The following is a 14,387-nucleotide window of genomic DNA, read 5'->3' as shown; positions in this document are numbered from 1 at the left end:
CCCGAGCAGTTCATAGCGCATCGATACCTCGCAAACGGTGGGAATGGGGAGCCCTCGTATCTCCTCGCCCCCAACTCTCCGGTCGGCACACGTGTTCGCGCATCAGGGAAACTGCGTACGTAAGGTCGATTGGCCGATAGTCGACGCCCCGGGCCTGTCGGCCCGGCCCGGATCACGGCCGTAGTCTGCCGCGTCTTCCCTCCCTTCGCACGGTCGTCCCGCACAGTCCTCCCGTGCCACCGGCTGACTGGACGATGCGTCTCCGCTGCAAGCCTGGCGCCTCTCCGGCAGTAATCTGTAGCCGGGTCAGCCCGTCCCGGCACTCCACGTACCGCCGGTACGTGGCCGAGGCGTAGTCCGTGACGGGCCCCAGCTGCCGCCCGACGAAACTCCGCCGGTCGAGGACCAGCTCGGGGTAGAAGGCCGCCACTCGCTGCCACAACGCCTCCAGGCCGTGGTACTGCGCGCGGTGGTCGCGCCGGTCCCGCCGCAGCTGGAACAGGCCCACGAAGAACGGCAGGCTCAGCCCCGCTCACACCACGATCGTGGCTGCGATGCCGAAGCCGAAGTCCTCGTCGTACGTCACCAGCGTCCCGGGCGTGCGCAGCCCCGGCAGGTTGACCCACAGCACGCGGTGGACGCAGTTCAGGTCCAGCCCGATCAGGCCGACGGCGATGACCGCCAGGGACCACCTGCGCAGCGGGTGCCCGGCGCGCGAGTGCCGCAGGGCGAGGAGGGGCGCACGCGGCGTACCCGGAGAACAGGAAGACGTTGCCCAGGTCGTAGAACAGGCCCGTGCAGCAGGGGTTTTCGCCGCGGCCGCCGAGGAGACCGGTGCCCCGACCGCGCGTTCGCGGCCCGGGCACCGGGGCCCCGCCTCAGCGGGTGGCGGCGACCGTGCCGGTGAGCCGCTGCGCCACGTCCGTCGGGCTCGGCATCGCCGCTATCTCGGCGCCGACCTCGCGCGCGGCCCGGCGCAGCGCCCCGTCGGTGAGCAGCCGGTCCAGCAGCGCGGGACCGATCTCCTCGGCACTCGCCCGGAGCCCCGCGCCGCGGGCGTGCACGGCGTCCGCGGTGATGAAGCGGTCGGAGCCGTCGGGCAGGACGAGTTGCGGGACGCCCGCGTCCAGCGCGCCGAGCGCGCTGGCGCTGCCGCCGTGGTGGATCGCCGCCGCGCAGGTGTCCAGCAGCGCCCGCCACGGCACCCAGCCGTACGCGCGCACGTTGTCCGGCAGCGTGCCGAGCGTGCTCAGGTCGAGTTCGCCGGTGGCCAGCACGAACTCCGCGTCGAGGCCGGCCGCTGCCGCGATCACCCGCTCGACCCTGGTCAGACCGTCGGTCTTGGGCGGCACGGTGCCGAGCGTCACCGCGACGCGCGGGCGGTCGGCCGGTGCCGCCAGCGGCGCCGGGACGCCGCCCTCGCCGTTGTACGAGACTGGCCGCATCGAGCAGCCGTACAGATCGCCCCCCGTCGTGCTCGGCGGCGCGAGGTCGATGGTCTCCGCGGGCTCGGGCAGCCGGTCGATCCCGTGCCGCGCGAAGGTGTCCGCCATCTCGGCGAGCATCAGTGCGCGCAGCTTCGGGGTGCGGACGAAGCCCAGGTCGTGCTGGACGGCGGGCACGCCCAGGCGGGCCGCCGCGAGCAGTGCCACCGGGAACTGGTACTCGTACACCACGAGGTCCGGCCGCCACCGTGCGGCGAGCTCGACCACCGCGTCGGCCACCCGGCTGTTGACGTGGGCGGCGAGCGGGACGAACGCCTCGCGGTCGGCCGAGTTGGTCGCGATCACCCGCTCCATCAGGTCGGGCCGCCGGGTGCGGCCGGCCTCCCTGATCTCCTGGCGCCAGTCGACGCCGGGGGCGATGGACAGGTACGGCAGCCCGGACGCGGCGACCGGCTCGCCGCCGTCCATCGAGGCCACCGCGACCTCGTGGCCGAGCCCGCGCATCGCCCTGGCCAGCGGGACGAGCGGGAAGAGGTGGCCGAAGCCGGGGGCGCCGGCGAACAGTACGCGCATGGGAGGAACCTCGGTCGTCGGGACGGGCGGGATCAGGAGGAGGCCCGGTGCAGGGCGGCTTCCAGGCCGTTCAGCACGGCGTTGCAGTCGTGGTGCAGGGTGGCGGCGTCGACGGCGGTCAGCAGGTAGACGCCGAGCCAGTTGCGCGACCCCGCGGACGGGTCGAAGGCCGGGACCGGCTGGCCCTCGGGCAGGGTGAAGGCGGGGACGGCCTCGATGGTGCTGCCCGGCGAGAGCAGGCCCTGCCAGTCCACGCCCCGCGGGTTCCAGACCGGCCTGCTCCGCCAGGGCGTCCCGGCCGCGTCGGCCGGGACGACGGCCACCGACGCGGCGGCCCTGACCCCGTCGGTGAGCATGGCCGCGGGGTAGTCGACGCGCTCGCCGAGCAACTGCCGCACCAGCATGCCGATCGGGTCGAGCCCGAAGACCTCGTGGACCTGGCGGGTCGTCAGCAGGCCGCCGAACCGCGCGGCGGTCTCGATGACCACCAGCCCGCCGTCCGCCATGAGCTTCAGCTCGGTGTGCGTACCGCAGTTCTCCAGTCCGAGCGCGTCGACGGCCTGCCGCGAGACCTCCTCGATCCGGCGCTGCAGCGGCACCGGGAGGACCGCGGGCGAGGTGCTGGCCACCTCGACGAAGGAGGGCACGGTCGGCAGCTTGGCGGTGATGGCCAGCGGGTGGTAGGCGCCGTCCGCGACGATCCCCTCCACGCTCACGTAGTCGCCGTAGCCGGGTTCGTCGTACCAGCCGTCGGTGGAGCCCTGGGCGATCTCCTCGACCAGCCGGTCCCGGTCGGTGTCCGCGGCGTAGAGCTCGTTCATGCCGACCCGGCTGCCGGCCCGCAGCCCGCGCTCGATCTCCTCCCACGCCGGGGCGGCGTCCTCGGGCGCGTCCAGCACGATCTGCGCCACCGACCCGGCGCCCCAGGCCGGCTTGAGCAGCAGCGGGGGCGTCAACGCGGCCAGCGCGGCGTCCAGGTCCGCGAGGCTGTCGACCCGGCGGAAGGCGGGTATCGGCACGCCGGCCGCGGCCCACGCCTCCCGCATCAGCCGCTTGTCGCGGGCGCGGAGGATCCCCTCTCCGGCGCCGGCCAGCCCGAGCCGGCTCGCCGCGTGCGCGACGGCCAGCACGGCGAACTCCGAGAGGGTCAGCACCGCGTCGGCGCCGACGGCCTTCGCGTGCTCCACGATCAGCTCGACGAGCTCGTCGCCGCGCGGGGCGTCCGGTACGAGCTCGATGCTCGTGCAGCTGGGACGCCACACGGCCTCCGCGGTCGTGGGCAGCGGCGCCAGCGCGAGGACGTGCAGCTCCCCGCACGCGGCGATGCGCGGGAAGGCGTATTCGAGCGGGGCTCCGCCCTTGACGTAGACGTACAGGATCTTGTTCAACTTCGGTTCTCCAGGGGAAGTTCAGTCGGCCCGGCGGCATGCGTGAGCTGCCTCGGAGCAGGCTCGTGCGGGGCCCGGGACGTGTGGACGGGAGTCGTCAGCCGGCGGTGCGGAACGGGCGCACCTGCAGCAGGCTGATCCGGTCGCCCTCGACCGCCCACTCGACGTCGACCGGGGCGTCGTACGCCTCGTCGGGTGAGAAGTGCGACTGCAGCAGTCGGCTGACCAGGGCCAGCCGACCCAGGACGTCCTTGGTCCCGCGGTCCAGGTCGGCGGCGGCGGTGCCGAGCGAGACCGTGCGGCTGCCGCCCTCCATCGTGTTGCACAGGTACTGGATCGGGACGCCCCGGCCGGTGACGACGTCGGTCACCGAGCGCGGCGAGATGTTGAGGAGGACGTTGCGGAAGTCCCCGGGGCTCAGCGGGTTGCAGCTCACCAGGACACCGCCGACGGTGGCGCCCACCTGTTCCTGGACGATCACGCCCATGCGGCAGTGCTCCGGCGGGATGCCGGCCTGGCTCCGCAGCAGCACCGCGCGCGGCGACAGCAGCGACGCCCACACCTCCCGGACCGCGTCGAGGAGCGCGTCGAGGACCGCGCCGCCCGCGGCGCCGACGTTCGCCACCGACTCGTAGAGCCCGGCGGCCGAGAAGCCGGGCAGGTCCTCGGCGTTGGAGGAACTGCGGACGACCAGGACGGGCGCGCCGTACAGGTGCCGGCCGACCGCCCGGTCGATCTCGGCTCGGATCGGCCCCGGCACCGGCGTGGTGCGGACCAGTCGCTGGGCTTCGCGGCAGAGCTCCTCGACCCGCTGGGGCGAAGTCCCGTTCGGCAGCTCCGAATTGATCGTCTCGACGACTGCCCGAAGCTCCGCCGAGGAGTCGAGGAAACGCTGCTGGAGGGAGAAGGGCAGCACGATCCCGCGCGGCACCTGGACGTGCTCCTTGACCAACTGCTGCGCGGCGGAGTTCAGTTCGGACTCGTCCGCGTCCTCCGGGAGATCGAGCTGGCGGGCCAGGTAGCGCAGCAGGTTGTCCCGGGGCGGCCGGGGCACGCGGTAGAAGCCGAGCCAGCGCGGCGAGCCGTGCTGCAGCAGGTGGGTGAGCTCGCCGAGGCCCGCCGCCTTGGTGCCGAACCGGACGTGGTCGCCAGCGCGCAGGTCGAACAGCGGGGCGATCGGCGTGGGCGTGAGGTCGGGCGAGTCCACGACCACGCGGTCGCCCGACGCGGCGGGCCGTGTGCCTCCGGGGCTGCCCGGCTCCGCGGCCTCCAGGAGGAAGTCCTCTCCGTCCGCGTCGACCCGGTAGTGCACCCACCGCCCGGCCAGCCCGGCACGCTCGATCCGCTCGACGGCCCCGACGCCGACGGCGTTGGGGATCCGCCAGCCGGCGGCCATCACGTTGATGTGGGAGAGCGGCGTGGTGTGCTCGGTGTGGATGATCCCGGACACCCGGGGGATGTCCTCGGGCACCCGCGGCATCACCACGATGTCGTGCCACGCCAGTGGTTCGGGATCGCCCCGGTACTCCTCCTCCGACCGGAACACCCGCAGCCGCCCGTGGGCCGCCCCGGCCGCGAGCGGCACGAACGCGGCCGTGGAATAGAGCTCGTGGGACAGGACGCGCGGCATCTCGCTCTCAGGGATGCGGGCGACGTAGCCCTCCTGGCGGTGGTTGGCCGGCTTGAGGACCAGCGGCAGCGCGGGGTCGACGTGCGCGCGCACCCGGTGGAAGAAGAACCGCAGCATCTCCTGGGACATGGTGTCGACGTCGACCGTTTCCAGGGACAGGAATTCGCCGTGGTGGATGTGGTGGGTGTGGTGCGCGAGGGTGCCGAGATAGAAACGGCGATCGGGATTCCGGTAAACCTCGTCGTTGAACGCGTCGAGCCCGCGGGCCAGTTCGTCGATCGACATTCCGAGGATCTCGCTCGCGATGTACCGGACGTGGAGGGTGCCGTCGGCACTGTCGATGAAGTGGAGCACGGACTCCTGACGGTCGAGCACGACCTTCACGTAGGGGTAGCCCCCGACCTGCCCGGCGAGCCGGGAGAACTCCTGGAGCGTGAGCTGTTGATCTGGAAGGCAGGGCCGCGTGGTCGCGTCGTTGCGATCCGAACGGGTAGTGCGCACAGTTCAGCCATTCGTCATCGTGTACACGATCATGTGTACTTGGTGCAGAAGGGTGGTACGGCTACGCACACAGTGCCATCGAATATGAAGGTTTGACGAATGATCACATGACATCAGGCCAACGTGGATCGTTTCGGCCAGGTAAACGGCCGCCAATGAATGAGGTGACCCTTGCGGCTGTGGCAAGGGTCACATCGGGGCTGCGCATCCGGATGCTTGATACGCGATCAAGCGCATCCGGAATTGTTGATTTCCATGCGATTCTCCGCGACCGCCGGCGCGCCGGGATCACGTCCCTGGAAGCGCGCGGACCTGGGGTCGTGGCTCACCGCCCGCCGGGGCGAATGGGGCGCGTTGGCGTGGGCGAAGGTGGACCGGGGCGGCCTCTCGTGGATGTTGTCACTCCTTTGACGACCCCTTGTTTGTCATCCGATGGATGACATGCTAGAACGGACTCAGGTGAAGCGCACTGGCACCATCGATCCACTAGGAGGTGTTCGCGATGCTGATGCGCACCGATCCGTTCCGCGAGCTGGACCGTCTCACCCAGCAGTTCCTCGGCAGTACGGGTACGTGGTCGCGTCCGGCCCCGATGCCGCTGGACGCCTACCGCACCGGCGACGAGTACGTGATCTGCTTCGATCTTCCGGGGGTGGACCCGAAGGCGATCGAGATCGACGTCGAGCGGAACATGCTGACCGTCAAGGCCGAGCGTCGGCCCCGCCACGAGGGCGAGGACGTGAAGTGGGAGCTGTCCGAGCGCCCGCTCGGAGTGTTCTCCCGGCAGGTCATGCTCTCCGACACCCTCGACCCCGAGGGGATCGGCGCCGACTACGACGCCGGCGTGCTGACCCTGAAGATCCCGGTCGCCGAGAAGGCCAAGCCCCGCAAGATCTCGATCAGCCACCGCGGCGAGCGCAAGCAGATCCAGGCCTGACGGGCAGCTTCGAGACCGGACCGTCCCGTGCGGCTATCCCCCCGGTCGCACGGGACGGTCCACCGTCACGTCCCACCCGAACCCGCCCCTTGCCACGCCGGGTGTTGTGCAGGCGAACCGACAGCGAGACTGCCATGCACGACCGGCACACGGCCGCCGCCGTGGTCACCGCAAGCGGCGACCTCGACCTCGAAACCGCCTGCGTACCGCGCCGGGAGCTGACCGCAGCACTCCTGGCCCGCCGCGAGGTGGTGCTCGACCTGTCAGGGGTGGACTTCATGGACTGCGCGGGCCCGAGCGCCCTCGTCCACGCCCGGAACCAGGCCGACCGGCCGGGTGCACGCCTGGTCCTGCGCGGAGCAGGCGCCCGTGTGCTGCGCCTGCTCGAGCTCACCGGCTGCACCGGCGACTGACCGTCGAACCCTGACCTGGGCGCCCGAGCGCCCGCCCGGATGGAAGGCAGACGCGCGATGACTCTGCGATGGGAAGCGTTCCTGGACCGGGTCCGGGAACGCGGCGAATACGGCACCCGCCAGGAGGCCGATCGGGCGGCCCGTTTCGTGCTCGCACTGCTGGGTGCCCACCTGGTCGGCCAGGTCCGCGCCGAGCTCGCGGCCCGGCTGCCCGAGACCCTCGCCCTGATCCTGCTCAACCCGCTCCAGGCCGCCGAACCGCTCACCCCGGAACGGTTCGTGCGCGCCACCGCCGCCTGGATCGAGGGCGCCACCGAAACCACTGCCCTGTGGGACATCGGTGCCGTCCTGTCCACCACCGCGGACGCCGCGGGCGACGACCTGATACAGCGTGCTCTCCTCCAGCTGCCACCCGGCTACGACGTCCTCTTCGGCCGCCCCCGGCCCGGCCAGCGCCCCTGACCCCTGCCGCCGCCCCGAAGCGGCCTGCCACACGAAAGGCACCGTCATGACCTGGCACACCCTCGTCCAGCAGGTCCGCGACCTCGGCCGCTACAACAGCGACCAGGAAGCCGAATGCGCCCTCAACGCCGTCCTCGGCATACTCGGCTCCCAGCTCACCGGCGACGAACGCTGCGACGTGGCCGCGGTTCTGCCCGAGCGGGCCCGCGCCCTCCTCGTCGCCCCGATCCCCCTCACCCAGCCGGTCACCGCCCCCGCCTTCGTCGAAGCCGTCGCCCGTAACCTCAACACGACCCTCGAGGGCGCGCGCTGGGATGCCTCCAGCGTCCTCACGGCCCTCGCCGACCTCGCAGGCGCCCAGCTCACCGGCCGTCTCCTCACCTACCTCCCCCGTGGCTACGCGCTCCTGTTCGGCCGAGCCGACCTCACCCCCGCCGCCGCCTGACCCGCACCGGACAGGACGGCCGCTGACCCGTCCCGCGCGCATGAAAGGGTTTCCTGCTCATCGCCGTGGTGTTCGGCTTCGTCGGCGCCCTCGTGAAGGGCCTGCTGTGGCTGCTCGTCATCGGCGCCGTGCTGTTCGTCGCAGCCCTGGTGTTCGGCGGCGTGCGCCTGGGCCGCGGGCGGGGTGCGCGCAGCCGGCGCGGGCCCCCGGGGCGCCGCCGTCCGCACAGGGAACGGGCCGCCCGTTCGGGCACTGCTCCGACCCCCGCGGCACGATCCTCGGGGGACGGGACCGGCTCGGGGGCGGCGCGCCGACACGGCTCCCGCCGCACCTGCACCCTTCGGGGTCCCACCATGGCATTCGGCAACGGGCACTGGTGGACCGGAGTGGGCTCGGGGCGGATGCGGATGCGGATGCGGTCGCGGTACCCGGTGGCCTCCGGTGTGCGCATCGCGCAGACCGGAGGCCACCTCGGCCGTGAGAGCGCACGGTCGGCGGTCCGGACCCGGTACATGGCTCGGTTTCCCGGGGCGATCGGGCAGCCGTCGGGGTGTCCGGGGCCCGGTTCCGGCTGCCGGGGCGGGTGATGGCGGCGGTGCCGCGTAGGCGTGGATGCCGAATCGGGCGCTGCACGTGCGTCCCGCCGGGGCCGGGCTCGGCTCCGGCGGGACGCACGGTTCGATGCGACTCGTGTGCGGCGCCCCAGCCTTCCCTGCGGCGTGCGCCGGGCGGGGACGGCCGAGCACGGTGCGGGGTGCGCCGGGCGGGGACGGCCGAGCACGGTGCGGGGTGCGGCCGGCCGGGCCGGGTGGCGTCCGGCGGGCCGCACCCGGTGGGGGTCAGAGGGTGTGGGTGAGGCGGTCGGTCAGGAGACGGGTGAAACGGGCCGGGTCGGGCAGGTCGCCGCCTTCGGCGAGCAGGGCGCTGCCGTGGACGAGTTCGGCGAGGTCGGCGAGCGCCGGGTCGTCGGCGTTCGTCTCGTGTGCCCGGCGCAGCGCGGTGATGAGGGGGTGGGTGGGGTTGAGTTCGAGGATCCGCTTGACGGCGGGGAGTTCCTGGCCCATGGCCCGGTACATCTTCTCCAGGGTGGGGGTCAGGTCCTGGGCGTCGCCGACCAGGCACGCGGCGGAGGTGGTCAGGCGGGTGGAGAGACGGACCTGCTTGACGTGCTCGGTCAGGGCGGCCTGGAGCCAGCCGAGGAGGGCGGCGAATTCCTGCTCGCGCTGGGCCTTCTCGGTCTTCGCCTCGTCACCGCCGTCGCCGTCGGTGTCGTCGTCGAGGTCGACCTGGCCCTTGGCGATGGACTGGAAGCGGTGGCCGTCGAAGGCGGGGATCTGGTCGGTCCAGATCTCGTCGATGGGGTCGGTGAGGATCAGGACCTCGTAGCCCTTGGCGGTGAAGGCCTCCATGTGCGGGGAGTTCTCCACCATCGCCCGGTTCTCGCCGGTCAGGTAGTAGATGGCGTCCTGGCCGTCCTTCATCCGCGCGACGTACTCGCGCAGCGCGGTCGGCTGCTGCGCATCGTGGGTGGAGGCGACGCTGACCAGTTCCAGCAGGGCGTCGGTGTTGTCGCGGTCCTCGATCAGGCCTTCCTTGAGGACGCGGCCGAACTGCTCCCACAGCTTGAGGTAGGCCTCGGTGTCGGTGGCCTGCGTGCTCTTGAGGGCGCCGAGGACCTTCTTGACGAGGCGCCGGCGCACGGCGGTGATCTGGCGGTCGTGCTGGAGGATCTCGCGGGAGACGTTGAGGGAGAGGTCGTGGGCGTCGACGACGCCCTTGACGAAGCGCAGGTAGTTCGGCATCAGCGCGTCGCAGTCGTCCATGATGAACACGCGCTTGACGTACAGCTGGACACCCCGCTTGGTGTCACGGGAGAACAGGTCGAACGGGGCGTGGGCGGGGACGAACAGCAGCGCCTCGTACTCGAAGGTGCCCTCGGCGCGCATGTGGATCGTCTCGGCCGGGTCCTGCCAGTCGTGGCTGATCTGCCGGTAGAACTCGTTGTACTCGGCCTCGGTCACCTCGCTGCGGGGGCGGGCCCACAGCGCCTTCATCGAGTTCAGCGTCTCCGGAGCGACTGCGCCCCCGTCCTCGGCACCGCCTTCGGTACCGGATCCGGCTTCCTCGCCGACGCGTTCGGCGGCCATGCGGATGGGCCAGCGGATGAAGTCCGAGTACTGCTTGACGATCTGGCGGATCTTCCACGCGGCCAGGTAGTCGCCCAGCCCGTCCTCGCCGTCCGCCGGCTTGAGGTGCAGCGTGACCGAGGTGCCCACCGGCAGGTCGCCGGCCTCCGCGATGGTGTAGGTCCCCTCACCGTCGGACTCCCACACGGTGCCCTGCTCGGTGCCGGCCCGGCGCGTTCGCAGGGTGACCTTGTCGGCGACCATGAACGCCGAGTAGAAGCCGACCCCGAACTGGCCGATCAGGCTCTGTGCCGCGGCCGCGTCCTTGGTCTCCTTGATCTTCGCCAGCAGGCTCGCGGTGCCGGACTTGGCGATGGTGCCGATCAGGTCGACGACGTCGTCGCGGGTCATGCCGATGCCGTTGTCCCGCACCGTCAGGGTGCGGGCGTCGCGGTCGATGTCCAGCGTGATGTGCAGGTCGGAGGTGTCGGCGTCGAGGCCGGCGTCGGTGAGGGACTCCAGGCGGAGCTTGTCGAGGGCGTCGGAGGCGTTGGAGATCAGCTCGCGCAGGAAGATGTCCTTGTTCGAGTAGATCGAGTGGATCACCAGCTGCAACAGCTGGCGGGTCTCCGCCTGGAACTCCAGCGTCTGGGTCGGGCTGGCCACGGGAGGCGTCTCCTTCGAGAGGTGGATAAGGGTTCGGAACGGTCGGAAAGGCACGGGCGGTCTGCATGCCGAGAGCTGCCGGAGCATCAACTCACGCCCCCTGCGGGAGTGGTGTTGCTGCAGGCCTGCGGCGGTTCACGGCGTACCGGTCACGGGCCGACCGGGGGTGTGCGGCGCTGCCGGTCGCTGTCGGCGCGTAGCTGGTCGGCTCGGGCGGTGAGCTGATCGAGGCGGTCTGCGATCTTCGGGTGGTCCGCCTCCAGGAGGGGCCGGGTCTCGGCGAGCGGGGCGAGCAGGCGGGCGGGGTCGTGGTGGCCGAGCGCGTCCAGGAGGCGTCCTATGGCGGGGGCCGCCTGCGTGCTGAGGTCGTCCAGAGCGCCGATCTGTCCGGCGAGGCGGCGCAGGTCGGCGGCGTTGTCGCGGGCCCAGGTGGTCACCGCGCGGTCGGCGGCGCGCTGGTCGCGCGTGGCCTGGACGCGTTGCTCGCCGGTGCTTCCCGCCTGGGTGCCGGCGTCCGCGTTGGGACGCAGGCGCAGGTAGCGGCGCTCGGCGGCCTGGCGGCTCTGGACGCCCAGGGGCTCGGCGAGGTCGGCCCAGGTGGCACCGGCATCGCGGGCGGTCTCGATCAGGCCGGTCTCCCAGCCGGCGAGTTCCTCGCGCAGGTGGCGTAGCAGCAGGAGTGCGGACAGGGCCTGTCGCGGATCGCTTTGGCCTGCGTCGTCCGGGGGGGCGTGGCGGGCGGTGCGGGCGGCGGCGTCCATCATGCCCAGCGCGGCGGCGGCGGCCAGGAACGAGGCCGGCCCCACCCCGGCCGCGCCGGTGTCCTGGGTATCCATGTCGTCACTCTTTCGCTGACTGGGTGTTTGTCATCGTCTGGATGACATGTTACAACGGTTCGTGTCGCGCCGCACCGGTGCGAACCACCCGAAGACCTTCTGGACCGGAGGTGTCCGACGATGTCCATGCGCACTGCGGTGACCCACCAGGCGCCCCCCGGGCCCTGGTCGCGGCCGACCCCGATCCCGATGGACGCCTGGCGCGAGGACGACCGCCTCGTGCTCGCGCTCGACCTGCCCGGCATCCCGCTGGAGGCGATCGAGGTCCGGGCACTGGGCCGGACGGTCACCGTGCGGGCCGAGCGCCGGTCCACCCCGCGCCGCGAGGGCGCGCACACCCAGCACGCCGAACGGGCCCACGGGGTGTTCGAGCGCCGCATCCAGCTGGCCGACAGCCTCGACCCGGGCCGCATCGCGGCCCACCTGCAGGACGGCGTCCTGACCATCACCGTCCCCGTCGCCCAGGCCTCCCGGCGCCGCAAGATCACCGTCCGGACCGGCGCGGCCGACCAGTCGCCCGACAAGGGCGGCCGGCCCGTTCCCGCGGCGGCGTGAGCCCGGCGAGGCCGGCACGCCACCGCCTTCCGCACCACCCGCGGGCCATGGCGTCGGCGGGGCCCGATCCGGGCGCCGACCCACGGATCGCCGGGCGATCGGCGCACCGACCTCCGTCCGCAACCGTGCCGCCGGGCCACCGCCCGTTCGCGCGCGGCACCCGGGGCCGATGGCCCGGCCCCTGAGGACCTCCTGTCCACTCGTACCTCTGACCATCCGCCCTGTCAGCCGTTCAGCGACACGCGCCAGCGGTCTCTGAGGAGGTGACATGCCCAGACGGATGTGTCTCGAAGCTGCCCGTTGATTCGACGAGGAGATGCTCCACGATGTTGATGCGCACCGACCCCTTCCGCGAGCTGGACCGGATCACCCAGCAGGTGTTCGGCACGACCGGCACGTGGTCGCGCCCGTCCGCGATGCCGATGGACGCCTGGCGCGAGGGTGACACGTTCTACGTCCAGTTCGACCTGCCGGGCATCAGTCCGGAGGCGATCGACCTGGACGTCGAGCGGAACGTGCTGACCGTCAAGGCCGAGCGGCGACCCGCGGAACGCGGCGACAATGCCGAGATCCAGCTCTCCGAGCGCCCGCTCGGGGTCTTCTCCCGGCAACTGTTCCTCGGTGATGCCCTCGACGCCGACCGCATCACCGCCTCCTACGAGGCCGGTGTGCTCACCCTCACCATCCCGGTCGCCGAGACTGCCAAGCCCCGCAAGATCCAGATCAGCGGCGGTGACCGCGAGGAACTCCAGGCCTGACCCCCGCCGGGCCCGGTGCCCCAGCGGAAACGGTGCCGTAGGGGCGGAACAGTCCCCGGCCGCCCCTGCGGCATCCGACCGAGAACCTGCGCCGGCTGCGCGGGCCCCGGGTTCCGGGCCCGACCTCGGCTCTCGGGCCCGGAACCCGAGAAAGGGTTGGGTGCCGCGCGGAACAACGGGCTCCTCCCGTGTCCGCCGCGCGGCACCACGGTCGGTCCCACGGTGTGCCGCGGCCGCGCAGACCGCCCGAACCGTGCACACGGCGTCCTCCTGGGCGCCGCCTTTCACTTCCTCGCCGCCTCACCGACGGGGTCGAACGGGTACCCGGCGGTCCGATCCGAAGCGGTACCTGCGATGACCGGAACGTCATGTGACGAGCGGTCAATGATGGTCGGCCTGGTGCTGGGACGGAGCCCGGGTCAGCACTCGATCGGACCGACCCTCCATGCCTGTCCGCATCCCGCCGACGCCGCCGGGCGCACCGCGGCATCCGCGGCGCGCTGACGTCGGCCCGGCCGGAGGTCCTCGGCTCCGCGGGCTTCACCGTCACCGCCCTGGGAGCCGACCTGCTCGCCACTGCCGGTCCGCGCGATCCGGGCGATGCCCCGGCCTTCACGGCTTGTCCCAACTGTCCAGCGCCGCGGCGCAGTCGACCGGCACATCAGGTCGCCTCCGCGTGGCGCCCGGCCGTGCGGCAGGGCAAGGTCCGCCACCGCCGCCACCACCGCCCCTGCCCCAGGCCCGTGGGCGCCGCGGAGGCGGTGTCCTATTCTGGGGGCATGTCGAACCCTGACACGCTGCTCGTCGACATCGCCGCGATGGTCGAGTCCGAGCACAGCAATCAGATGTCCCTGACCGTGGTGGTCCCCGGAGCGGTGATCACCGGCAGGCTCGCGCCGATGTCCCTGTGGTTGGAGCGGGTGGCGGAGGTGCTCCAGGCCTCGGAGCACCTGAAGCCGTTCGCCGCCCTCTTCGCCCCGCCCGCCGACGGCCGGCCCGCGCGGCCCACCCATCTGCATCTCCACCGGGCGAAGATCCTGCAGGGCGACTTCGGGCTGCCCCACACCGGTGGCATGTACCGCATCGCGATCGAGGACGTCAGCAGTTGGACGGTCGGGGACCTCAGCTACTCCGATTCCTGACAATCACGGCAGGCCAAGGCCGCCCGACTTGGCGCCCCAGGTGTTCTGATGATCGGCGGCGCCCGGCGGCGGACAGCCGGACCTACTCGGCGCACGACCCGCCCCTGGGCCGCCGCCAAGACGCCGAGGCCGCAGCGCGTCCGCTCGCGGCCGGTTGCTGACCGGCTGCTCAAGGGGTGGCACCCGACCTCGCTCGTTCGCCGTCCTCCACGGCTGTCGGCGTTGCGGCGCCGGCGGTGGCCGGGGTACGGGCGGGGGAGGGGCGGTGGGATCTGTTGGAGCAGGTCGGGGCTGTTGTTTCGTGTTGGTGAGCCGTGTAGGCCTGGATCACGGGGTGGTTCAGGCCCGTTCCTGCTTGCCGGGCGGCGAGGGCAGGCGAGGGCGATGCGCTTGGGTGCCCGGCGGGTGCCGGTGGGCTCTGGTTGTCGCGGCCGGGGGGCGGACCGGACACCCGCGGCACGGCAGCGGTCGATCGCCGCGGCGATCAGCTCGTCCACCGCGACCGGCGCC

General features: G+C 72.2%; 13 protein-coding genes. 7 read left to right on the top strand and 6 right to left on the bottom strand.

Annotation, left to right across the window (positions count from 1 at the left end; translation table 11 throughout):
- Positions 1-172: 172 nt before the first annotated feature.
- From AB0C76_RS34805 to AB0C76_RS34790, 4 genes are all read right to left on the bottom strand, one after another.
- A complete protein-coding gene (locus tag AB0C76_RS34805) occupies positions 173-508 on the bottom strand; it encodes a DUF6545 domain-containing protein (RefSeq protein ID WP_359973388.1) in 336 nt (111 codons plus the stop codon).
- Positions 509-878: 370 nt separating this feature from the next.
- Positions 879-2,018 (bottom strand): nucleotide disphospho-sugar-binding domain-containing protein, encoded by a 1,140-nt coding sequence (locus tag AB0C76_RS34800; protein WP_359973386.1) that lies wholly within the window; start codon positions 2,016-2,018, stop codon positions 879-881.
- Between the two features lie 32 nt (positions 2,019-2,050).
- A complete protein-coding gene (locus AB0C76_RS34795) occupies positions 2,051-3,406 on the bottom strand; it encodes an ATP-grasp domain-containing protein (RefSeq protein WP_359973384.1) in 1,356 nt (451 codons plus the stop codon).
- A gap of 97 nt (positions 3,407-3,503) precedes the next feature.
- Positions 3,504-5,537 carry a PEP/pyruvate-binding domain-containing protein gene (locus tag AB0C76_RS34790; RefSeq protein WP_359973382.1) on the bottom strand — a complete coding sequence of 678 codons (2,034 nt, stop codon included), beginning with the start codon at positions 5,535-5,537 and terminating at the stop codon, positions 3,504-3,506.
- A gap of 502 nt (positions 5,538-6,039) precedes the next feature.
- Between AB0C76_RS34790 and AB0C76_RS34785 the strand changes: the two genes are divergently transcribed.
- The 4 genes from AB0C76_RS34785 to AB0C76_RS34770 all read left to right on the top strand — a co-directional run bounded on the left by AB0C76_RS34785 (position 6,040) and on the right by AB0C76_RS34770 (position 7,794).
- Positions 6,040-6,474: an Hsp20/alpha crystallin family protein gene (locus tag AB0C76_RS34785; RefSeq protein WP_359973380.1), complete on the top strand. Its 435-nt coding sequence runs from the start codon at positions 6,040-6,042 to the stop codon at positions 6,472-6,474.
- 134 nt (positions 6,475-6,608) lie between these two features.
- Positions 6,609-6,887 carry an STAS domain-containing protein gene (locus AB0C76_RS34780; RefSeq protein ID WP_359973378.1) on the top strand — a complete coding sequence of 93 codons (279 nt, stop codon included), beginning with the start codon at positions 6,609-6,611 and terminating at the stop codon, positions 6,885-6,887.
- Positions 6,888-6,944: 57 nt separating this feature from the next.
- The gene (locus AB0C76_RS34775; RefSeq protein WP_359973376.1) at positions 6,945-7,349 is read left to right on the top strand and encodes a DUF2267 domain-containing protein; all 405 of its coding nucleotides are present in this window, start codon (positions 6,945-6,947) and stop codon (positions 7,347-7,349) included.
- Between the two features lie 46 nt (positions 7,350-7,395).
- Complete coding sequence (locus tag AB0C76_RS34770) at positions 7,396-7,794, top strand: DUF2267 domain-containing protein (RefSeq protein WP_359973374.1); 399 nt, start codon at positions 7,396-7,398, stop codon at positions 7,792-7,794.
- 839 nt (positions 7,795-8,633) lie between these two features.
- On the opposite strand, the gene htpG is transcribed toward AB0C76_RS34770, so the two are convergent.
- Both htpG and AB0C76_RS34760 read right to left on the bottom strand, forming a co-directional pair.
- Complete coding sequence (gene htpG / locus AB0C76_RS34765) at positions 8,634-10,586, bottom strand: molecular chaperone HtpG (RefSeq protein WP_359973372.1); 1,953 nt, start codon at positions 10,584-10,586, stop codon at positions 8,634-8,636.
- A gap of 149 nt (positions 10,587-10,735) precedes the next feature.
- Positions 10,736-11,422: a type III effector protein gene (locus AB0C76_RS34760; protein WP_359973370.1), complete on the bottom strand. Its 687-nt coding sequence runs from the start codon at positions 11,420-11,422 to the stop codon at positions 10,736-10,738.
- Between the two features lie 120 nt (positions 11,423-11,542).
- Here AB0C76_RS34760 and AB0C76_RS34755 point away from each other — a divergent pair, with 120 nt between their 5' ends.
- From AB0C76_RS34755 to AB0C76_RS34745, 3 genes are all read left to right on the top strand, one after another.
- A complete protein-coding gene (locus tag AB0C76_RS34755; RefSeq protein ID WP_359973368.1) occupies positions 11,543-11,977 on the top strand; it encodes an Hsp20/alpha crystallin family protein in 435 nt (144 codons plus the stop codon).
- A gap of 326 nt (positions 11,978-12,303) precedes the next feature.
- A complete protein-coding gene (locus AB0C76_RS34750) occupies positions 12,304-12,735 on the top strand; it encodes an Hsp20/alpha crystallin family protein (RefSeq protein WP_359973366.1) in 432 nt (143 codons plus the stop codon).
- A gap of 779 nt (positions 12,736-13,514) precedes the next feature.
- Positions 13,515-13,877, top strand: a complete 363-nt coding sequence (locus AB0C76_RS34745; protein WP_359973363.1) for a hypothetical protein — start codon at positions 13,515-13,517, stop codon at positions 13,875-13,877.
- The last annotated feature ends 510 nt before the right edge of the window (positions 13,878-14,387 follow it).

The organism is Kitasatospora sp. NPDC048722 (genome assembly GCF_040650235.1).
Taxonomy (GTDB): domain Bacteria; phylum Actinomycetota; class Actinomycetes; order Streptomycetales; family Streptomycetaceae; genus Kitasatospora.
The sequence above is the reverse complement of the archived record's forward strand: the minus strand, read 5'-3'. Positions and strand labels throughout refer to the sequence as shown.